We start from the raw sequence: 18,162 nt of genomic DNA, 5'->3' as shown, positions 1-18,162 counted from the left end.
GCGATGTTGGCCGTGCATATTGTCCCAGCCAAATTCTTTCTCCACACAGACAGGCCTCAATGATCCCCCTCCAGCGCGCAAGCCGCTGATGCAAATTTGCCTTAGTGAAGTGCCATCGAAATAGAGATTGGTAGTCGTCAACGAAAATATCGTGATGATCTATTATCGATCCGAATCTTGTTCCGCCTGCTGGGACTGAGCGTCGCTTGCGTTGACGTCGGAGAATTGCGCACGCGCTTCCTGTGCCGCACGGATCAATGCCTGCCCGGTGCCCTCTGCGGCTTCGGGGGTCAGGGTGATAGCGATGCCGTCGGGGCCGTCGAGCATGACCAGTCCAGCTTCGGCCGTGGCCGTCCCTGTATCTTCATATATTCCTGGGGTCGGCATAGGCCATCTTTCCTGTCGGAGGCTTGGAGCAGGAAGGAACGAATCGTGATAAGGCTCGGTTCCGTCAGTTCCGGTTGTCCAGGAACAGGTAGGACGGATCAAACTCTCCCAACTGTGCCAGACCTTGGGCGTCCGCGATATGAACCTGATTGCGGCGGATCGTCATGAGACCGCGATCCTTCAGTTCGCGCAACATCCGGTTCATATGGACGGGCGTGATGCCGCAGGCTTCACCCAGGTCGGCCTGCGTCATGGGCAAGTGAAAGGACACCCCGTCGCTTCGGCCGACGGCGCGCAGTTTGGCTTCGACTTCGCAGAAGAAATGGCTGACGCGGGCGATGGCATCCAGTCGGCCGAGGCGGAAGATCCACTCCCGATGCATCGCGGCATCCAGCAGGGTGCTGAACCACAGCAATTTGGTCAGGTTCGGGCGCGTGACCATCAATTCATCCAGTGCGGCATGGGGTACGAGCGCGACCTTGCACGCGGTCAATGTCGCCAGATCATGATCGAGATGGCCCAGGGGAAAGCCGTGAAGATCGACAAAATCCCCGGCGACGTGGACAGCCACCAATTGCCGGGCGCCTTGTCGGTCGTCCATATAGCGGCACATGAACCCTTCGATCAGATAGGTGCTCATCCTGACCGGATCGTCGCGGGATATCATCGTCTTGCGTGCGGGCAAGGAACGCAGGTCGGACACGGATGCCTCCAACGCGGCGAGGTCGTCGGCGGTCAACCGACCGCGCCTGCGGTTGCGGAGCAAATCTGCAAAAACCATCCTGATATCCAAGGTTAGAGGCATTGGCGGACCCTGTTTCGGCCTTGAGCCGCTCAAGAGCAAACTGAATCGCAATGGCTTATTGATCGCTCCCGTCCACCGACTTGATCCTGTTTAACGTGATTTTCCGGAACGGGGAGCGGTCTCCCGCATTTGTTCGTCATACCCAAAATCGGAAGGCTCTTTAGTGGCTACTCGGCTAGACTATGACGGATCGCAATTTCTTCGGCAGGATTTTCAGGAGGCGTTGAGCCGATGGAACCGGCGGCGATTGGCGCCAGCCTTTCCAGCGGAGGCAACCGCGTCGCAGTTCGACCGCGATCGGACCATGCTGCGACTGGAACAAGCGTTCATCGAAGAGCTTCGCGCCGACGTGTCGGAGGAAGCCGCAAAGGCGCCAGCGGACCCTGATGGGTTCATCGCATGGTTTGAGGATTTGAAAGCCAGCGGGCCAGGACAGCATGACCGGCTTTTTCCATGGTTGGCGGATCAGGCCGGGCGGGACGAGCTGCGCTGGTTCCTGTCGCAGGAAACGGCTGGCGAGGCGGGTTTCGACGATCTTGTGGCGATGACCCAGGTGAAGCTGCCGCCGCGCGCGAAGCTGGAATTGGCGCGCAACTATTGGGACGAGATGGGGCGTGGCAATGCCAAGGGCATGCATGGCCCCATGCTGGGTCAGTTGGTCGACATCCTTCAACTGGATACGCGGATCGACCATACCGTCTGGGAAAGCCTGGCGTTGGCGAATGCGATGACGGCGATGGCATCTTCACGCCATTATGCCTGGCATAGTGTCGGCGCGCTGGGAGTCATCGAGCTTACCGCGCCCGACAGGTCGGCGCACACGGCCAAGGGGCTGCGACGGATTGGCCTGTCCGGATCCGAACGCCGCTATTTCGATCTGCACGCGGTCCTGGATCTCAAGCATAGCCGCGACTGGAATGACGAGGCGATCCGCCCGCTCGTTGCCGAAGATCCCCGACGGGCGACGGCCATGGCGGAAGGGGCTTTGATCCGGCTTCAATGCGGCGCGCGCTGCTTCGATCGCTATCGCGCCCATTTCGGATTGGAGTAAGGCAATGGGACGCCCGATCTTGTTGGTGGAGGATGACCCCGCCGTCGCCGCGGTGATTGCCGACATGCTGGAGCAGGCGGACTATGTGGTGGACGGACCCTATGCCACCTTGTCCGACGGGATCGAGGCCCTGTCCCGCCACATGCCGGCCGGCGCGATTTTGGACATTCGTTTGGGACGGGGGGATGTCGGGTTGTTGGCCGACGATCTCGATCTGTATGATATCCCCTATCTATTTTGCTCCGGCGCCTTCGATCATCCGGCCGTTCAGGCGCACCCGTCCGCGCCCCTGATCTCCAAACCGGCGTTGGCCGCAAGGTTGATACCGACGTTGCAGCGGATTTTGCACTGAACCATCCGATCTGATCGTTCGACGTTCCGGCCCGGGCCAGGTCCCAAGCGGGGGACATGGATCGTCGCGCCGGGCAGAAGTGCCTTCATGGTCCGGCGCCGACCGTCGTGAAGCATGACCAAATAGAGTGGACCCCGCCAGCATATGATCGCTGACGGGGTCCATTCTGTTTAGATTGTAACCTTAGAAGTGGAAGATCACGCCGGCCATGGGACGGAAGCTGTCGAGGTCATAGGTATCGACCTGCACGCGCAGGCGCACGCCGCTATTGCCGGTAATGCCGCCCAGGCCAACGTCCTTGGGTCCGACTTCCACGCCGGCGCCGTACATCCAGTCCTTGCGGTCAGGCCAGCCGCCCTTGCCGTTGACCCACTGATAGCCGGCCGATGCGAAGATCAGGCCGCTTTCGCCAGCGCGGGCACCAAAGCGGCCCTTGACCCCATATTCCCAGTCAATGTCGCTGAAGCCCTTGGTCGCGTTGCCTTCAACGCCAACAAAAACCGGACCCAGCGGAACGTTCACGCCTGCGATACCGCTGATCAAGGCGCCGTTCATGATGGTTTCGCCGGGGATGGCACCGAATTCGGAACCCCGATCAAAAGTGTGATAGCCGCCAAGCACACCGACATAAGGCTCAACACCGAACGCATCGGTGCCATCAGGTGCGGTCTCCTGCGCGGAGGCAATGGCAGGAAAAGCTGCCAGGATGGCAGCGGCGGCGAGAAACTTCTTCATACGAACCCCTTTATGTTTCGGTAGGTGGATCGCTGAACCGGCCAGGCCCTCGCAAGTTTCACGGAAAAGTCATTAAACTGAAACAGTTGCATAAATGCAACGTGAATTCGGCGGGAACGATGGACTGAGGCATGCGTGGTAGGCCGGTAAGCGGTCGGTTCCTTGCCGTCTTCCATTGCGTCCTTTTCCGGTTCCTTTGGAGGAGAGGCTTGTGACACGGTGGTGGCGCAGAAATGGCGTCGGAGCGCATGAAGCGTGCATGGCTTTTAGCTAAGAAGGACTGTTGCCTCGAAGGGAGCTTCGTCCGCCCCTCGCCAGCCCGGGATGGATGACAATTTCGGTTCGGATCGACATCGTTGATGACGAGTGCGGTTTTCAACCGCAGGTCCGGAGCCGTGGCTAGCTCGCGCTCAACCGTCTCAGGGGAGATGGATCTGAGTGATCGTGCCGACCGCCGGCGCCGTGCTGCCCAGCGGTCGAATGGAATGCGCACGAATGAAGCTTTCAGGATCGACGCCATGCTCCAGGAGCACGCCGCACTTGTCTCCATCCGCCCAGATGACCGAGGCGCAAAATTCGACATGTTCGACGATGATCGTCACGGGCGTACCGGCTGGCGGAAATTCAAATCCTTCCAGCTGGGCGCCATAGATCGACATGTTTTTGATATTGGCGAACTCGTAAAGTCCAGACCAGTTGACCGTACATGGAATGTTCGCGGACTGGCGCGTAGCATGACGACGTTCGGAAGAGTGGGCGAGAGCATTGAGCATCATATAGTCCTGTCGTCCCCAATGTAAGACATGCAGGCAGCCCAAAAGTTCCCGAAATAATTGACGTTTCCGGTTGCCCGTCGATGCACGAGACCGCCCACATGCCACTTCTGCGTCATGATTTGCAGCAGTGGATGACGGAACGATACAGTCTCGGATGAGTCCTGATGTCATGGCGACACCGATCATAATCGACATTCCCCACAGCCTTGGCCGTGAAGAGGCCAAGCGGCGCATGACCAGCGGGGTAGGGAAACTGGCCTCGCACATTCCAGGCGGCGCAGCTACCGTCACCCATGGCTGGCCAAGCCCGGATCAAATGTCTTTGACCGTCGCAACCATGGGCGTTGAAGTGCCATGCACCGTGGAAGCTGGGGACGTTCGTCTTCGGGTGACAGTGGAGTTGCCTGCGATGCTCAGCCTCATGTCGGGTCCGATCAAAGCCATTGTTCGCCAGCAAGGGGAACGATTGCTCATCGGCTGACAGTCTCGTCACCAATTGTGACAGTGCTTCAGCACCGGCCCACTACCCTTGATTTTTCAAGCTGTCCGTCGCCGCGAATATGGCAACGCGACAATTTTGAAATTCCATGCGGCTTGCCGCTATCGCGTGATCCCTTGGGTGGCGCATTTGCCGGTCTGTCCTCAGCATTGGGCGCGGGTGTCCGGGAGACGATGCCATGCTGCCTGGGTCGCCCGCTGCATGGAGGTCCGTAATCCACTCACTCGCGATAATCGCACTTGCGACCTTGCAAGCGTGTCGCTTCGCTCCATATTGTGCAGTGCAGCATAAATGGATTGCCGCAGGGCTGACGGCTGAAGTTGCTCAATAGGAGATTTTCGCGTGGCCAAATTATCCGCTACTATCGCCCGACTGGCAGCAATGCGAACCGGCCACCCAACCCAGGCTGTCGCGGTTGGTCAAGGCCGCCTGGCAAGCCTTGACGGCTTTGGGACCAACCCCGGCGCCTTGAGTGCCAAAATCTATGTTCCCGAACATGTTGCCGAGAAACCGGCGCTGGTCGTCATACTGCATGGCTGCACGCAGAACGCCGGCGGCTATGACCACGGCTCGGGCTGGTCACGATTGGCTGATGAGCATGGTTTCTTGCTCCTTTTTCCAGAACAACGGCGCGCGAATAACCCGAATCTGTGTTTCAACTGGTTCTCTCCGATGGACAATGGCCGTGATCTGGGCGAGGCGCAGTCCATCCACCAGATGATCATGGCGATGATGAAGGCCCATGACGCCGACCCATCCCGCATATTCGTGACCGGTCTTTCCGCAGGTGGCGCAATGACCTCCGTTATGCTCGCCAGCTACCCGGAAGTGTTCGCAGGCGGTGCGATCATTGCGGGCTTGCCGCACGGCGCGGCATCCACCATCCCGCAGGCACTGGAAGCGATGCGGTCCCCGGGAGTCCTGAACGGAAGGGATCTGGGCGATCGGGTGCGCCATGCGTCCGGCCATAGCGGCCCCTGGCCACGTATTTCGATATGGCATGGAAGCGCTGACAGTACGGTCAGCAGCGCCAATGCGGACGCTATACTGGCACAATGGCTTTCGGTGCATGGTCTAGAGCCGGCGCCGGATGCTTCGGAACAGATAGCCGGCCATCGCCGGCGCGCCTGGAACGATGCAGCCGGGCGCCCGCTTATCGAGGATTATCGCATCGCCAATATGGGCCATGGTACGCCGCTGTCCACGACCGGGCAGGATGCTTGCGGCGCTGTAATGCCGCATATGATCGAAGCGGGTATTTCATCGACACGCCGGATCGCAGCATCATGGGAGCTGCTGGGGACCGAGAAGAGACGTGCTGTCGCCCAAGTAACTGAACATGTCGAAGAGGAGCAGCCAAATCTGCCCGTACCAAAAATAGGTCGGTTGGAAGCGATGTCTTCCGGACCTTCACGCCAAGTCGCATCGGGAAAGGCGGGGGTCGAACAAATCATTCATGATGCACTTCGTGCTGCCGGCCTGATGCGGCGATAGAGATTCAGCCCGTAGGTTCCGCTCGCCTGATCCGATAGGGACCAGAGCGGGACGCCATGCGCTTTCCCTTCCAACTCAGCTCGACCGACCCATCGTCCACCAACCGATCGATCGCAGCGTGGACGAGCGGCATCGCCGAACGCCACGAAGACGCGCCTGGATCAGCGGTCGCTTCACCGGCAATCGCCCTTGCGACCTCGCTTGGACAGATTGTCGCCTTGTCATTGCGTTGGTCGAGCAGCTGTAAAACGGCGCTGCACGCATCCGTTATCGACCCAAGATTGCTATCAGGGCTCATGAGCTCAGATCGGGTCGGATGCCGGGTTTGGGGTGTTCATCTTCAGGCTTGCTCGACCTGCCTTGTCTGCGGCAGCGCTCCGAACAAAATTTTACCTGCTCCCAATCCCTCTCCCATTTCTTGCGCCATGCAAATGGCCGACCGCACCCCATGCAGATTTTCGAAGGAAGCTTCAGCTTGTGATGGGTCATGACAGGGTCAAAGGCCAATCTGTTCGAGCGCAGAGGCGAGATCAGGATCGATGGCCTGGTCGGATCTGGGCGTCAGACGGTTCAGCGCGGTACGCAAACGCTGCTGCGCAACCTGCAATGTCTTATGGCGGACCTCACGCATTGCATTGGTGCGCCACGATCGGCTCTCACCCAGCAGCGCGGCCCATTTCATTTCTTCTGCTTCCAGGATCGACAGTGCCAGCCGGAGGCCGTCCCGACGGCCATGGGCATAATCCTTTTCCATGATTATCACTCAAAAATTCGCACCCGCCGCATCGACAGTGCGTAATTTCTACGATTGGCTCAGCACGGCGCTGTTGATCGAGGCCTCAGTACCTCGAATCATTTTCCTTTGACGTAAGGCTTTGTACCGCTTGCACGACGCCGTATCCGACGACGGCCAGCAAACCGACCTTTACCACAGCACCGACAATGCGAGGCGTGAAGTAGCCGATCAACGCCCCCTTCGCACCGCTGTCGCCGTCCCGCTGGTCCAGCTTGGACCCTATGATGGCACCTACGATATCGGTAATCATGGCATATCCCCTTGTTGAGATAGTGGCAGCGCGCGACATTGCTGGAGGTTCCGCCTTTTCTTCTACTCCAAGCCGGCAGTTGCTCGGTATTCCGTACAGGGTGGAACTCTATCTCTCGGCAGGCGCTTGCGTGGGATGGCCATCACTCCACGCCAGAAGGGCGCGACAAATGCGAAACGGCAACATGCGCCCGCTCGCGCCAAATTCCTTGATCGGATCGAGCCATTCTTTGCGGGCAAGGACGTCATCGGCGGACCGCTGCTGCTCGCGACGATCGCCGCGCTTATCTTCACCAACACTCCCCTTCGTGAAAATTATGAGCGGTTCTGGGACAGCGCGCTATACTTCGGGTTTGGTCGCCTGTCGGTTAGCCATAGCGTGGCGGAATGGATCGACGATGCCCTACTGCCGTTGTTCTTCATCATCATAGGCGCAGATGTGAAACGCGAGCTTGTGCGCGGCGCCTTGTCTCAGGTGCGCACAGCGCTATTTCCGATCGCTGGCGCCATCGGCGGCATGCTGGTTCCCGTCTTCCTTTTCTGGCTGATCGCGCGGGGCAGTGATGCGATGACAGGCTGGGGCACGGTGATCGCCATGGACACCGCGTTTGGCCTGGCGCTGATTGGTCTGTTCGCCTCACGCCTTCCAGATGGCGTACGTGCCCTGTTTCTTGCATTTGCAGCGATCGATGACATCGGGGGTCTGCTCGTGATCGCCTTCGCCTACAGCGACATGATTTATCTTGATGGCCTTCTGATTGCGGCCACTGGCTTTGCCGCCATCTACCTTCTGCGCCATCTGCGCTGGGGCGCGAGCATACCCTATGTTCTGCTTGCTCTCTTGCTGTGGGTCGGCATTCTGCGATCGGGCATTCATACGACGATCGCCGGGGTGCTGCTTGGCTTCCTCGTGCCGGTATATCCCCGGCTGGGCCGCAAGGATTTTGCGGACAATGTTCAGGACGAGATCGATGAATTTCAGCAGGCGCACCGCCATGCTCTTGGGGAAGGGCAAGGCGACCAGGTCGGCCGCTCGGAAAGGAAGGCGCAGGAGCGTTTGGGTTATCTTCATGAAATGACCAGCGCCACTCATGCGACAGGAGAGCGGGTGATAACGCTTCTTTCTCCCTGGATCAGCTATGTCGTGTTGCCGCTGTTCGCCCTTTCGAACGTGCGGGTGCATATCAGTCCAGATCTCATTGAAGACAGCTTTCATTCAACACTTGCGCCCGCGATCCTTGTAGGGCTGTGCCTTGGCAAGCCGCTGGGCTTTTTCGGTTTTAGCTGGATCGCGACCCGGCTGCGACTTGCACGGCTGCCCGATGATGTGCGCTGGTCAATGATTGCCGCGATCGGGACGGTAGCGGGTATCGGCTTTACAATCTCGCTCTTCATATCGGGTCTGGCATTCAGTGAAGGCAGGCTTCAGGAGATCGCATCGCTTTCGATCATCGCCGCTTCGGCGATGGCAGGCCTGACCGGCTATGCGGCACTTCGCTTTGTCGTGCGCAGATAGGCCGGGCCTGCGCGGCCGTATTGCGCTTGATCGAGTTGCCTCGGCTCATGGCTCTGATAGCCATGCGGATGTCGCCGCCGCCCGGATCCGTTCAGCCCAGTGGACCTGTCCACCATGATCGTCGATAAGATCCTGTCGGACCTCAATTTCTACATAGGGCAGATCGCGCGGAAAGGCGTGGAACGCTATCGTATAGTCTGTTGCATCCATGCGATAGGGCTCGTTGTCGCCCACGCATATGGTTTGGTCGCCCTGCAACCGCGCAAGCATCGCTCTGGCGAAACCCGTCTGCCCACGCCAGTGGAGAACGCCGATATCCCACGGGCGGCCAAGGCCGTTCAACATGGGTGTGAAGCTGTGCAAGGAAAGCAGGATGGTATCGACACCGGCCGATCGTCTGGCGTCGAGCAAGGCCGATATGGCTGCATGGTAGGGCGTGTGGATCAACGCTATCCGGGACTTCCTGGCCGCATCGTCCAGAGCGCCATTGCCGGTGACGGATGTGCCATCGGACTGGACCGCAATGGCGTCCGGATGCGCAGGATCACGATTGCAGTCGATCACGAGGCGAGAATAGGTTTGATGGATGAATGGTGCGTCGAGCAGGCGTGCCAATTCCCTGCCCAGACCCCGCACGCCGATGTCGATAGCGATATGCCGTGCCCGGTCCTTGGCGGTCAGGCCCAAGTCACCCAGCGGCTCCGGGATAGCTGCACCCGCATGATCTCCGGTCAACAGGAACGGCGAGCGGCCTCCCGCGTTATCGACAGCGAACGGCGCCGGATCGTCCGGACTCAATAATGTCGCCGCCTCTCGGGCCATCGGAACCTTCCTTTCATGCCGTTGCTGACGATCCATCACGTCACCACCTATCGTTATGCGCAGCCGGTGTCGCTGGGCGAGCATCGCATCATGATGCGGCCGCGCGAAGCCTTCGATCAGCGATTGCTGTCCGCCCGGCTCGACATCGATCCCCAGCCCAGCGAACTGCGCTGGCTGCATGATGTCTTTGGAAACTCCGTAGCCATCGCCTTGTTCAAAAAACGCGCCTCGCATCTCGTCGTCACCAGCGAAGTGACGCTGGAACATGCGCCGCTGGCGCAGCAACAGGTGGATGTCGAACCCTATGCCCGCCTGTTTCCGTTCACCTACTCGTCGGAGGACATGCCCGACTTACTGCGGTCGATCGAGCGGCAGCATCTGGACCCGGAACGGATGGTCGATAATTGGGCGCGCAGCTTCGTCCGCAATGACGGCAATACCGGCACGGTCGATCTGCTCACCCGGATCGCCACCGGCATCCAGCGCGACTTCACCTATGTCCCCCGGCATGAGAAAGGCACCCAGTCGCCGATCGAGACGCTGCGCAAGCGGCAGGGCACTTGCCGCGACTTCGCGGTGTTGATGATCGAGGCGGTGCGCGCGCTGGGCTTCGCTGCGCGCTTCGTGTCCGGCTATGTCTATAACCCTTCCCGGCACGAGGGCGTGGTCGGCGGGGGCAATACCCATGCCTGGGTGCGCATCTTCCTGCCCGGATCGGGCTGGGTCGAGTTCGATCCGACCAATGGCATCATCGGCAATCGCGGCCTCATTCGCGTGGCGATCGCCCGCGATCCCTATCAGGCGCTGCCACTGTCGGGCACCTGGTTCGGCTTGCCCGCCAGCTTCTTGGGCATGGACATATCGGTCGATGTCCATCGCGCCGATCCCGCGCTCTTCCCCACCACAGGCCATGGCGCCATCAACAGCCGCATCGCCGGCGCTCCAGGAAAGACCCCGACATGCTGATCCGCTGCGGTTATGATATCGAATTTTCCACCGACAAACAGGTCGCGATGATGGCGATGCTGAGCCTGCACCCTTCGCGCCATCAGGATCTGCGCACGCCCCAGCGGCTGATCGCCAGTCCCGACATCCCGCTCTATCATTTCGAGGATGGGTTCGGGAATGTCGCAACACGCCTGACCCTCCCGCCCGGCAATGTCACCCTGTCCTGCGACTTCGTAATCGAGGATAGCGGCGAGCCGGACCGGCGCGCGCCCGATGGTCCGCAAATGCCCGTCGAGGAATTGCCCGATGCCGTCATGCCCTTCCTGCTGGGCAGCCGCTATTGCGAGACCGATCGGCTGATGGACGTCGCCTGGTCCAATTTCGGTCATTTAACCGCAGCGCGTGACCGGGTCGATGCCATCGTCGACTTCGTCCACAATCATATCGAATTCGGCTATCATCATGCCCGGTCGGACAAGACGGCGTGGAACGGCTATCAGGAACGGCGGGGCGTATGCCGCGATTTTGCCCATCTCGCCATCACCCTATGCCGCTGCATGAACATCCCGGCGCGCTATTGCACCGGCTATCTGGGCGATATCGGCGTGCCGCCGGTGGATGCGCCGATGGATTTCAGCGCCTGGTTCGACGTCTATATCGACGGCGACTGGTACACGCATGACGCCCGCCACAACCGTCCCCGGATCGGCCGCATCCTGATGGCGCGGGGCCGCGACGCCACCGATGTCGCCCTGACGACAGCCTTCGGCCCGGCAAATCTGGTGCGGTTCCAGGTGCATACCGATGAGGTTTCCGCCCTTGACTGATCCGATCGCCGGCCCGCTGCTGCAATCCCGGACAGGCTCGCTCGGCGCGCCGCCCTTCGCGCAGGCGGGTGGCAAGGATTGCCTGCCGGCGCCGACGACCTTCCACCACGATCGCTGCGCTGGAGCGGTGGGCGAGGGGCTGGCGCTGGTGCGGCGGATTTTCTGGACGCTATCCTTGGCGCAGGGCACGATGGGATTTCGCCCGATCGATGCGGCGATGTCAGCGCGGCTGATCGCCCCACTCGGTCGCAATCCGCCACAATGCGGCATTTGTGGCGCGCATCTTCGCTGTCCATGCTGTCCGAGATGTGTGAGGCTGCCGCCGGGCGCGCATCGGCCAAGGGCCAGGCGGGCCGCTATCATGTCGCGCTCGGTTGTACCGATGAGGGCTTTCTGATCTTTTCTGAGCGGCACGACCTGCGCGAAACGCTGTGGCGCGCCTTCATCGTTCGCTGCATTGGCAGGGCGCGTGCGCGTACTTCCCCGTCTTGGCAAATGCCTTGCGCGTGAATGTGCGCAATCTCGATACCATCAGAGCAGATTTGCGCTGAAGTTTTTACATGAAGGCGAAATTTGCAGAGTAGCAAATCTTTTTTGTGCTGCGTGGGATCTGCCAGAACAGGCAGGCCCAGACATGATGAAGATTTAAAAATTCAAAAAAAAACGCCGCACGATGCCGGACGGCGTGGTAGGCTCTGGTAGGGGCTTATTCCTTGGCGCCGGTTCCAGGCTCCGTGGTCTTGGGTGCCTTGCCGTCTTCGACGCGACCTTCATTGCGAAGGTCGCGACCTTCCTGCGCCTTCTTCTTGGCTTCAGGCGTTTCGCCATGCTCGTTCAGTTCTTCTTTCACGAAACCAGCTGCTTCTTTTGCTTTGCCTTCAATGCTCATGACCGTTTCCTTTTCTACAGAATATTTATTGAACGCCCACATGAACATCACGTTCCATTTCTTTATTGTTTTTCAACGAGATTGATCTGCATCATGATTATATTCATATCGAGTAACGAATTCCCGGATATGTCGATTTCGCCGCGAGGCGGGCGACAATTTCTGCCCGTCCTTGTGCAGGCGTCAAATGCAGGCGCCAAGCCCGCCGCATCATCGCCATTATGATTTCGGAGGCGGGGATTGGCCCTAACCTCAAGACGGATATCAATTGCAGCATCGCGGCCGAACAATGCCGAGAACATGAAAGCGGTCTGACCCGTGCGGTCGGTATGGTTCGGATCTGCTCTGGCCTCGATCAGGGACTTCGCGATGTCTGTATCTCTTCAAGGCGACGCCCATCGGTGCGGAATTTACCTCTGTCGCAACACTGTTGGAAGCCGCGCAGTTCGAAAACCAGTGCACCGCGAAATGGCGATAGCCGGTCTGCGAGGCTTACTCGCCACCGTCACGGATTAACAAACATCATATACTAAGGTTGGAGGCCCGGGATCGCATTAGCCACTTTTCGGTTTAGCACCTTCGGATCATTCATAGAAAGGGTCTGCTGTTCACCCATGTTCCTGGACCGTTTTCTTGCTAACCGTCGTGGCGTCGATCTCACCATGGAGGAGAGATCGTTGCTTGAAAGCGCGATCAGCGAAATCCGCTCGGTGGAACCGCGTCGCACCATCATCGAGGCTTGCGAACCGGTGTCTGTCAGCACCTATCTGCTGGAAGGCATCTTGTCGCGATATATCGACGATAAGAAAGGTCTTCGACAGCTGGTGGCGGTGCATGTGCCCGGCGAGTTCGTCGATCTGCACGCCTATCCGATGCGCGAACTGGATCATTCAATCGGTACGCTGACCGCAGCGACCGTTGCCATCGTTCCGCACAACGCCCTCAAGGATATTCTTGATCCGCGACCTGAGCTTGCGCGAAAGCTATGGTTCTCTACCCTGATCGATGCTGCGATGCACCGCGCCTGGCTGTTTCGTGTGGGACGGCTCGATGCCGTAGGCCGGGTTGCGCACTTCCTGTGTGAGATCAATGCGCGGCTCGAAGCTGTTGCCCTCTCCGATGGACGTCGCTTCGTGCTGGCTCTCACCCAAAGTGACATTGCCGAGATTTGCGGTTTGACCACCGTACACACCAACAGGGCTTTTCGCCAGCTACGCGAAGCTGGGCTTTGCAACATGCGCGCCTCTTTGGTCGAAATTGAAGACCTCTCCGCCTTGATGCAGCGCGGCGATTTCAATCCCAACTATCTTTATCTTGGTGGAAACCCACTTGCCAACGACGATGATGGAGAGCCGAAATGAAGGATAACCAATCCGTTGAGCCGTTTACCGACGCCGGCGTTGCGGCCGTGGAAGATGGCCATGTCGTTCTCGACGGCCCGGATGGCATTGCCATCACTTTGACACCGGAAGCAGCGGTGGCGACCGGACGCAGTCTGGTCGAAGCAGGCGAAGCGGCTCTGGAGAGAGTCAAAGGCGCTAAAGGAAATTCGTAGGCTGGCAACCATCTTCTGCAACGCGAGCGATCAGTTCGTGCAAGGACAGCTTAGCCAGCTGTGAGTTTTCGGCCGGCGTGCCTTACAATTTGATCTGATCATGGCAAATATGTTTCGGAAATATCCAGGAAAAATCCCGTCACCAGGCGAAGAGGTCCAAGATATGATTTTTATCAATCTGATTTCCGGCTGACGCACTGGTTCGCATTGGAAAGTTTATACCTCGGCAACGTTTAGAAATAGACGGATGGCACTCTTTGCGCATCGTGTCAGGGAGGCGAAATGCGCATCGCGATCATTGCTCATCTGAAATATCCCATAGCTGAGCCGTTCGCCGGCGGCCTTGAGATGCATACGCACATGCTTGCACGCTCGCTTCGTGAGCGCGGTCATGACGTCACGCTCTTCGCTTCGACACGTTCGGACCCCTCACTGGGTGTCGAAGCCATCTGTCCCGAAACTTCGCTGCTTGAAACAGGGATAGCGGAAGCCAACGATGTCGCATTCTTCCGTGAACATCATGCCTATCTCGGCTTGATGACCGAGCTGCGATCACGATCATTTGACGTGATACACAATAATTCTCTGCATTATCTTCCGGTGAGCATGGCTGACACGCTCACGACGCCGGTTGTGACCACGCTGCATACCCCTCCATTCTGCTGGCTGGAAAGTGGAGTTCGATTGAACCGAGGTCCTATGACCTACGTGGCCGTGTCGCAGGCGACCGCTGCCATGTGGAGCCATGTAGCCAGAACGGATCATGTGATTTCAAACGGTATCGACTTGACGCATTTTCCCTTCCAGCCGATTGCTAGCGAAACACCCTATCTGGTCTGGTACGGAAGGATCGTGCCGGAAAAGGGATTGGATTTTGCAATCGATGCCGCGCGTCTCGCAGGGTTGCCGCTGCGCATCGCCGGGCCGGTCTCGAACCAAGCCTATTATGAGGAATCGATCAGGCCACGTTTGGGGGGGGATGTCGAATATGTAGGACATCTGCCCCATCGCGATCTCGCCCGTCTTGTCGGTGGGGCGATGGCCACGCTCTGCACGCCCCGTTGGGAAGAGCCCTATGGCCTTGTCGTGGCTGAAGCCTTGGCATGTGGCACGCCGGTCGCTGCCTTTCGCCGCGGCGGCGTGCCTGCTCTTCTGAGCGACGATTGTGGTGTCCTGGCTGAGCCGGACGATCTCGCTTCACTGGCGTCGGCAGCGCTTGCGGCTTCGGTACTGAGCCGCGGCGCGTGCAGGGCCCATGCGGAGCGATACTGCGACGCACAGCGCATGGTCGATCAATATGAAGCCGTTTACCGCGAACTCGCCACTGTCGATGTTGACGGAGAGAGCCAAGCAGCGGTTGCACATCCGCTCATTGCGAGCGTTGCATGAGCTTTCCAGCCTGCGTGTGTGTACCGGCCCGTAACGAGGCGGCGCACATCGGCCGCTTGATCCAAGCACTGGCCCAACAGACCGTCCGGCGTTTCGCTGTCGCAATCTGCGTCAACAACAGTAGCGACGCTACCTGCGCAATGGCGAAAAGGGCGATGCTGGAGTTCGGCGCGCGCTTCCGCCTGGAGATTATCGAGCGGCAGTTCGAGCCGGACCTTGCCCATGCCGGATCCGCGCGCCGCGCTGCCATGGATATGGGCATGCAGATGATCCCCCCCGACGGCATTTTGATATCCACCGATGCGGATTGCCGCCCACCGCCAGATTGGGTGGAAGCCAATCTCCAGCATTGCGCAGCGGATCATATCGTGGGTGGACGCATCGAACTGGACGAAATGGAGGCCGAGGGCGCGTCGGAGATTTTTTCACTGCGCGGTCGCTTCGACGCCTATTGGGAGGCCGTCCGCGCGATCGAGGACGCGATAGATCCGGTCGAATGGGACATGCCGCCCAGGCATGGCGACCACACCGGCGCTAGCCTTGCACTGTCCATCGACCTGTATCGCCGCGCTGGCGGTGTCCCGCTTATCGCCTCCGGCGAAGATCGCGCGTTGGTCGAGGCAGCCATGCGAGCAGGAGGACGGCTTGTCCACCCAAATGCCGTATGGACCAGAGCCTCCTCCAGGACAGCAGGACGGGCCGACGCCGGCATGGCCGCCGACATGCAGCGGTGGATCGATTGTGCGGCCAGCGGACATGTTCCGGCCGTACCCGACCTTGCACATTGGGAGGCGCGCGCGCGATGGCGCCGTCAGGCAAGGAAAGCCTTGGGAATGGCAGCGCTCTGCGAGGCCGAACGCTCGCTTCCCGCCATGCCCTGCGACATGCCGCTCCCGGAAGCGGCAGCAGCATCGTGAGCCGAGCGATCGGATATTATGTGCATCATCATGGCGACGGCCACCGTCAGCGCGCTATAGCGATTGGCGCGATGTTGGAGGATGTTACGCTCATTGGAACCGGCATTGCCGACAAGGTGGACCAGCTATCTTTTGTCGATCTTCCCGATGACCGCCTCGGCGCGGATTTTACCGGAATCGACCATGCCGAGCGCCCATCGTCCCTGCACTACGCCCCGCTGGATCATGAAGGCATAAGGCAGCGTACGGCAATCATCGCGGGCTGGATAGCACAGGCCCGGCCGCGTCTGATGGTGGTCGATGTATCTGCGGAAGTGGCGATGCTGGCCAGACTCGCTTCGGTGCCCACCGTCTATGTCCGCTTGAACGGCAGCCGGCTGGACGCCGCGCATCTGGACGCCTTTCGTGGTGCGACCGCGCTCCTGGCGCCTTTTCACGAAGCGCTGGACGATGACGACATTCCTGCCTGGGTCAGGGAAAAGACATTTTATGCGCCGGCAATTGTTCGATCGCTCTCCCGAAGCATAGGGGGCGACGATCGCATCATCCTGGTCATTCTGGGCCGGGGGGGCGGAATCTCCGACGGCGATCGATGGGCGGATGCCGCTCGATCGACGCCGGACCGGCAGTGGCGGATCCTTGGCCCCTGCACAGTACCTTCGGACATTCCATGCAATCTTGAGCTGCGCGGTTGGGTAGATGATGTCGGCACGCATATTGGCGCAGCCGATGTCATTATCGGCGGTGCCGGGGATGGTGTGGTCAGCGCCGTTCTGGCAGCTCGTCGCCCGTTCATATGCTTGCCCGAACCTCGGCCGTTCGAAGAGCAGTTGTCGAAGGCGAGGAGACTTGCGGCAACAGGCGGCGCGATCGTGCGTTATGATTGGCCGCAGAAAGACGAGTGGCCAGGCTTGATCGTTCAGGCGATCGAGCAGGCCGATCGGTGGCCGGCCTGTTTGACCGACAGGGGTGGGGCGGAGAGGGTCGCTTGCTGGCTGGATAGTCTTCCCGCTGCGATTCCCACAGGTAGGAGCGATATTGCGTGATCCCGGACATAGAACAGCCAGTCACCGTTACCACCGATATCGTCGATCGGCTTGCTACGCTCGGCTCCCGTTATGATGCCGCCCCCAATTTCCCCGTTGAAAGCATGGCAGCTCTGATCGAGAGCGGACATCATCGGCGGTTCGCTCCAAAAGAATGTGGTGGGGAAGCATTCGACAATGAAGCAGGACGCAACCGCGCGATGGCAGGGGCCTTGCGGCAGGTTGGACGTGGAGATCTCAGCATTGGCCGCCTCTACGAGGGACATGTCAACGCAATGTCGTTGTTCGCCTGGTACGGCACGACCGAGCAGCACATATGGCTAACGCAGGCGCTTGATCGCGGCGCCTGGTTTGGGGTTTGGGCGACAGAAGCCGCTCCGGGTGTCCGACTGACGCAAGGGCCGAAATTCTCGCTTCTTGGCGAGAAGATGTTCGCGAGCGGCGCGGGCGGCCTCGACTACGCGCTCGTCACGGCCGCCGGCGAGGGCCATGCTCGCCGGTTGGTCATCGTGCGCGCCAATGAAAAGGCACGCGCCGACCTTTCCGGATGGCGGGTGCGCGGCATGCGGGCGAGCGTCAGCGGACGCTACCTTCTGGAAGGCATAGCGGTAGAACCCTCGATGCTCCTGGGTGAGCCGGGCGACTATGATCGCGAACCTCGTTTCACCGCCGGCGCATGGCGCTTCTGCGCGGCGCAGCTCGGTGGGATCGAGGCGCTTGTCGCGGAGATCCGCCGGTGCATGCGCGACGGCGTACGCGATGACCCGGTTCAACGGGCGCGCTTTGCTGATGCAATAGTCGCCGTGCGGACCGCGGGCTTCTGGGTGGCTGAGGCCGCGCAGAGCTTTGCATCAGGTCATGAAGATTCTGTAGCGATGGCGCGACTGACACGAGGCGTCGTTGAAAATGCCGGGTTCGTGGTCATGGAAGCTGCTGCGCGCATCCTTGGGACGCAAAGTGCCTTTGATGGGCAACGCGCCGACAAGATCATCCGCGACCTCTCCCTGTTTCTGCGACAGGGAGGTCCGGATCATGCGCGCGACGAAGCCGCCAAGACGCTTCTCGATCACGATATCTGGACCGAGAGCGACAGGCTATGGTGAGGAGTG

At 59.8% G+C, this 18,162-nt stretch carries 24 protein-coding genes and 1 pseudogene; 14 read left to right on the top strand and 11 right to left on the bottom strand.

Translation table 11 applies throughout. The features are described from left to right. Positions 1-162 precede the first annotated feature (162 nt). Together AC07UX_RS05395 and AC07UX_RS05390 are read right to left on the bottom strand one after the other, a co-directional pair. Positions 163-387 (bottom strand): hypothetical protein, encoded by a 225-nt coding sequence (locus tag AC07UX_RS05395; protein ID WP_495190933.1) that lies wholly within the window; start codon positions 385-387, stop codon positions 163-165. Between the two features lie 64 nt (positions 388-451). After that, positions 452-1,168 carry a Crp/Fnr family transcriptional regulator gene (locus AC07UX_RS05390; protein ID WP_495190932.1) on the bottom strand — a complete coding sequence of 239 codons (717 nt, stop codon included), beginning with the start codon at positions 1,166-1,168 and terminating at the stop codon, positions 452-454. A gap of 187 nt (positions 1,169-1,355) precedes the next feature. Between AC07UX_RS05390 and AC07UX_RS05385 the strand changes: the two genes are divergently transcribed. Together AC07UX_RS05385 and AC07UX_RS05380 are read left to right on the top strand one after the other, a co-directional pair. Further along, on the top strand, positions 1,356-2,243 hold the full coding sequence (locus AC07UX_RS05385) for an iron-containing redox enzyme family protein (RefSeq protein WP_495190931.1): 888 nt from the start codon (positions 1,356-1,358) through the stop codon (positions 2,241-2,243). 4 nt (positions 2,244-2,247) lie between these two features. Then, on the top strand, positions 2,248-2,595 hold the full coding sequence (locus tag AC07UX_RS05380; protein ID WP_495190930.1) for a response regulator: 348 nt from the start codon (positions 2,248-2,250) through the stop codon (positions 2,593-2,595). Positions 2,596-2,778: 183 nt separating this feature from the next. Here the strand turns inward: AC07UX_RS05380 and AC07UX_RS05375 are convergent, their stop codons facing one another. Further along, on the bottom strand, positions 2,779-3,330 hold the full coding sequence (locus tag AC07UX_RS05375) for an opacity protein (protein ID WP_495190929.1): 552 nt from the start codon (positions 3,328-3,330) through the stop codon (positions 2,779-2,781). A 419-nt stretch (positions 3,331-3,749) separates the two neighbouring features. Continuing rightward, positions 3,750-4,292, bottom strand: a complete 543-nt coding sequence (locus tag AC07UX_RS05370) for a hypothetical protein (RefSeq protein WP_495190928.1) — start codon at positions 4,290-4,292, stop codon at positions 3,750-3,752. On the opposite strand from AC07UX_RS05370, the gene AC07UX_RS05365 reads away from it, so the two are divergent. Both AC07UX_RS05365 and AC07UX_RS05360 read left to right on the top strand, forming a co-directional pair. Continuing rightward, on the top strand, positions 4,276-4,587 hold the full coding sequence (locus AC07UX_RS05365; protein ID WP_495190927.1) for a polyhydroxyalkanoic acid system family protein: 312 nt from the start codon (positions 4,276-4,278) through the stop codon (positions 4,585-4,587). The genes AC07UX_RS05370 and AC07UX_RS05365 overlap by 17 nt on opposite strands. A gap of 360 nt (positions 4,588-4,947) precedes the next feature. Next, positions 4,948-6,099 carry an extracellular catalytic domain type 1 short-chain-length polyhydroxyalkanoate depolymerase gene (locus tag AC07UX_RS05360; protein ID WP_495190926.1) on the top strand — a complete coding sequence of 384 codons (1,152 nt, stop codon included), beginning with the start codon at positions 4,948-4,950 and terminating at the stop codon, positions 6,097-6,099. A 4-nt stretch (positions 6,100-6,103) separates the two neighbouring features. Here AC07UX_RS05360 and AC07UX_RS05355 read toward each other — a convergent pair whose 3' ends face one another. From AC07UX_RS05355 to AC07UX_RS05340, 4 genes and pseudogenes are all read right to left on the bottom strand, one after another. Beyond that, positions 6,104-6,397, bottom strand: a complete 294-nt coding sequence (locus tag AC07UX_RS05355; RefSeq protein WP_495190925.1) for a DUF3253 domain-containing protein — start codon at positions 6,395-6,397, stop codon at positions 6,104-6,106. A gap of 65 nt (positions 6,398-6,462) precedes the next feature. Next, positions 6,463-6,588, bottom strand: a pseudogene (locus AC07UX_RS05350) (DUF2256 domain-containing protein); the annotation flags it as partial. Positions 6,589-6,595: 7 nt separating this feature from the next. After that, the gene (locus AC07UX_RS05345) at positions 6,596-6,853 is read right to left on the bottom strand and encodes a hypothetical protein (RefSeq protein ID WP_495190924.1); all 258 of its coding nucleotides are present in this window, start codon (positions 6,851-6,853) and stop codon (positions 6,596-6,598) included. 85 nt (positions 6,854-6,938) lie between these two features. After that, positions 6,939-7,145 carry a hypothetical protein gene (locus AC07UX_RS05340; protein WP_495190923.1) on the bottom strand — a complete coding sequence of 69 codons (207 nt, stop codon included), beginning with the start codon at positions 7,143-7,145 and terminating at the stop codon, positions 6,939-6,941. 135 nt (positions 7,146-7,280) lie between these two features. Between AC07UX_RS05340 and nhaA the strand changes: the two genes are divergently transcribed. Continuing rightward, the gene (nhaA, locus tag AC07UX_RS05335) at positions 7,281-8,660 is read left to right on the top strand and encodes a Na+/H+ antiporter NhaA (RefSeq protein ID WP_495190922.1); all 1,380 of its coding nucleotides are present in this window, start codon (positions 7,281-7,283) and stop codon (positions 8,658-8,660) included. 45 nt (positions 8,661-8,705) lie between these two features. Here the strand turns inward: nhaA and AC07UX_RS05330 are convergent, their stop codons facing one another. Then, a complete protein-coding gene (locus AC07UX_RS05330) occupies positions 8,706-9,482 on the bottom strand; it encodes an N-formylglutamate amidohydrolase (protein ID WP_495190921.1) in 777 nt (258 codons plus the stop codon). Between the two features lie 15 nt (positions 9,483-9,497). On the opposite strand from AC07UX_RS05330, the gene AC07UX_RS05325 reads away from it, so the two are divergent. From AC07UX_RS05325 to AC07UX_RS05315, 3 genes are all read left to right on the top strand, one after another. After that, on the top strand, positions 9,498-10,448 hold the full coding sequence (locus AC07UX_RS05325; protein ID WP_495190920.1) for a transglutaminase family protein: 951 nt from the start codon (positions 9,498-9,500) through the stop codon (positions 10,446-10,448). Continuing rightward, the gene (locus AC07UX_RS05320; RefSeq protein ID WP_495190919.1) at positions 10,442-11,257 is read left to right on the top strand and encodes a transglutaminase-like domain-containing protein; all 816 of its coding nucleotides are present in this window, start codon (positions 10,442-10,444) and stop codon (positions 11,255-11,257) included. The genes AC07UX_RS05325 and AC07UX_RS05320 overlap by 7 nt, the downstream gene beginning before the upstream one ends. A gap of 294 nt (positions 11,258-11,551) precedes the next feature. After that, positions 11,552-11,767 (top strand): hypothetical protein, encoded by a 216-nt coding sequence (locus AC07UX_RS05315; RefSeq protein WP_495190918.1) that lies wholly within the window; start codon positions 11,552-11,554, stop codon positions 11,765-11,767. Positions 11,768-11,963: 196 nt separating this feature from the next. Here AC07UX_RS05315 and AC07UX_RS05310 read toward each other — a convergent pair whose 3' ends face one another. Continuing rightward, entirely contained in the window at positions 11,964-12,146 is a 183-nt protein-coding gene (locus tag AC07UX_RS05310) for a hypothetical protein (RefSeq protein WP_495190917.1), read from the bottom strand. A gap of 62 nt (positions 12,147-12,208) precedes the next feature. Then, the gene (locus tag AC07UX_RS05305; RefSeq protein WP_495191797.1) at positions 12,209-12,517 is read right to left on the bottom strand and encodes an ankyrin repeat domain-containing protein; all 309 of its coding nucleotides are present in this window, start codon (positions 12,515-12,517) and stop codon (positions 12,209-12,211) included. A 243-nt stretch (positions 12,518-12,760) separates the two neighbouring features. Here AC07UX_RS05305 and AC07UX_RS05300 point away from each other — a divergent pair, with 243 nt between their 5' ends. The 6 genes from AC07UX_RS05300 to AC07UX_RS05275 all read left to right on the top strand — a co-directional run bounded on the left by AC07UX_RS05300 (position 12,761) and on the right by AC07UX_RS05275 (position 18,156). Next, positions 12,761-13,507 (top strand): Crp/Fnr family transcriptional regulator, encoded by a 747-nt coding sequence (locus tag AC07UX_RS05300; protein WP_495190916.1) that lies wholly within the window; start codon positions 12,761-12,763, stop codon positions 13,505-13,507. Further along, on the top strand, positions 13,504-13,701 hold the full coding sequence (locus AC07UX_RS05295; RefSeq protein ID WP_495190915.1) for a hypothetical protein: 198 nt from the start codon (positions 13,504-13,506) through the stop codon (positions 13,699-13,701). The genes AC07UX_RS05300 and AC07UX_RS05295 overlap by 4 nt, the downstream gene beginning before the upstream one ends. A gap of 282 nt (positions 13,702-13,983) precedes the next feature. Beyond that, positions 13,984-15,090 carry a glycosyltransferase gene (locus tag AC07UX_RS05290; RefSeq protein ID WP_495190914.1) on the top strand — a complete coding sequence of 369 codons (1,107 nt, stop codon included), beginning with the start codon at positions 13,984-13,986 and terminating at the stop codon, positions 15,088-15,090. Then, entirely contained in the window at positions 15,087-16,007 is a 921-nt protein-coding gene (locus tag AC07UX_RS05285) for a glycosyltransferase family 2 protein (protein WP_495190913.1), read from the top strand. Before AC07UX_RS05290 ends, AC07UX_RS05285 begins: the two co-directional genes overlap by 4 nt. Next, positions 16,004-17,053: a glycosyltransferase gene (locus AC07UX_RS05280; protein WP_495190912.1), complete on the top strand. Its 1,050-nt coding sequence runs from the start codon at positions 16,004-16,006 to the stop codon at positions 17,051-17,053. Before AC07UX_RS05285 ends, AC07UX_RS05280 begins: the two co-directional genes overlap by 4 nt. 104 nt (positions 17,054-17,157) lie before the next feature. Next, positions 17,158-18,156, top strand: coding sequence for an acyl-CoA dehydrogenase family protein (locus AC07UX_RS05275; protein ID WP_495190911.1), 999 nt, complete (start codon positions 17,158-17,160; stop codon positions 18,154-18,156). Positions 18,157-18,162: the final 6 nt, after the last annotated feature.

This window comes from Sphingobium sp. GW821-FHT02B05, assembly GCF_059421905.1.
The sequence above is the reverse complement of the archived record's forward strand: the minus strand, read 5'-3'. Positions and strand labels throughout refer to the sequence as shown.

Coding starts and splice junctions, on each gene's coding strand:
- AC07UX_RS05395 (WP_495190933.1), bottom strand. CDS start 387: ATGCCGACCCCAGGAATATATGAAGATACAGGGACGGCCACGGCCGAA.
- AC07UX_RS05390 (WP_495190932.1), bottom strand. CDS start 1,168: ATGGTTTTTGCAGATTTGCTCCGCAACCGCAGGCGCGGTCGGTTGACC.
- AC07UX_RS05380 (WP_495190930.1), top strand. CDS start 2,248: ATGGGACGCCCGATCTTGTTGGTGGAGGATGACCCCGCCGTCGCCGCG.
- AC07UX_RS05375 (WP_495190929.1), bottom strand. CDS start 3,330: ATGAAGAAGTTTCTCGCCGCCGCTGCCATCCTGGCAGCTTTTCCTGCC.
- AC07UX_RS05365 (WP_495190927.1), top strand. CDS start 4,276: ATGGCGACACCGATCATAATCGACATTCCCCACAGCCTTGGCCGTGAA.
- AC07UX_RS05370 (WP_495190928.1), bottom strand. CDS start 4,292: ATGATCGGTGTCGCCATGACATCAGGACTCATCCGAGACTGTATCGTT.
- AC07UX_RS05355 (WP_495190925.1), bottom strand. CDS start 6,397: ATGAGCCCTGATAGCAATCTTGGGTCGATAACGGATGCGTGCAGCGCC.
- AC07UX_RS05345 (WP_495190924.1), bottom strand. CDS start 6,853: ATGGAAAAGGATTATGCCCATGGCCGTCGGGACGGCCTCCGGCTGGCA.
- AC07UX_RS05340 (WP_495190923.1), bottom strand. CDS start 7,145: ATGATTACCGATATCGTAGGTGCCATCATAGGGTCCAAGCTGGACCAG.
- nhaA (WP_495190922.1), top strand. CDS start 7,281: ATGGCCATCACTCCACGCCAGAAGGGCGCGACAAATGCGAAACGGCAA.
- AC07UX_RS05330 (WP_495190921.1), bottom strand. CDS start 9,482: ATGGCCCGAGAGGCGGCGACATTATTGAGTCCGGACGATCCGGCGCCG.
- AC07UX_RS05325 (WP_495190920.1), top strand. CDS start 9,498: ATGCCGTTGCTGACGATCCATCACGTCACCACCTATCGTTATGCGCAG.
- AC07UX_RS05320 (WP_495190919.1), top strand. CDS start 10,442: ATGCTGATCCGCTGCGGTTATGATATCGAATTTTCCACCGACAAACAG.
- AC07UX_RS05315 (WP_495190918.1), top strand. CDS start 11,552: ATGCTGTCCGAGATGTGTGAGGCTGCCGCCGGGCGCGCATCGGCCAAG.
- AC07UX_RS05310 (WP_495190917.1), bottom strand. CDS start 12,146: ATGAGCATTGAAGGCAAAGCAAAAGAAGCAGCTGGTTTCGTGAAAGAA.
- AC07UX_RS05300 (WP_495190916.1), top strand. CDS start 12,761: ATGTTCCTGGACCGTTTTCTTGCTAACCGTCGTGGCGTCGATCTCACC.
- AC07UX_RS05295 (WP_495190915.1), top strand. CDS start 13,504: ATGAAGGATAACCAATCCGTTGAGCCGTTTACCGACGCCGGCGTTGCG.
- AC07UX_RS05290 (WP_495190914.1), top strand. CDS start 13,984: ATGCGCATCGCGATCATTGCTCATCTGAAATATCCCATAGCTGAGCCG.
- AC07UX_RS05285 (WP_495190913.1), top strand. CDS start 15,087: ATGAGCTTTCCAGCCTGCGTGTGTGTACCGGCCCGTAACGAGGCGGCG.
- AC07UX_RS05275 (WP_495190911.1), top strand. CDS start 17,158: ATGGCAGCTCTGATCGAGAGCGGACATCATCGGCGGTTCGCTCCAAAA.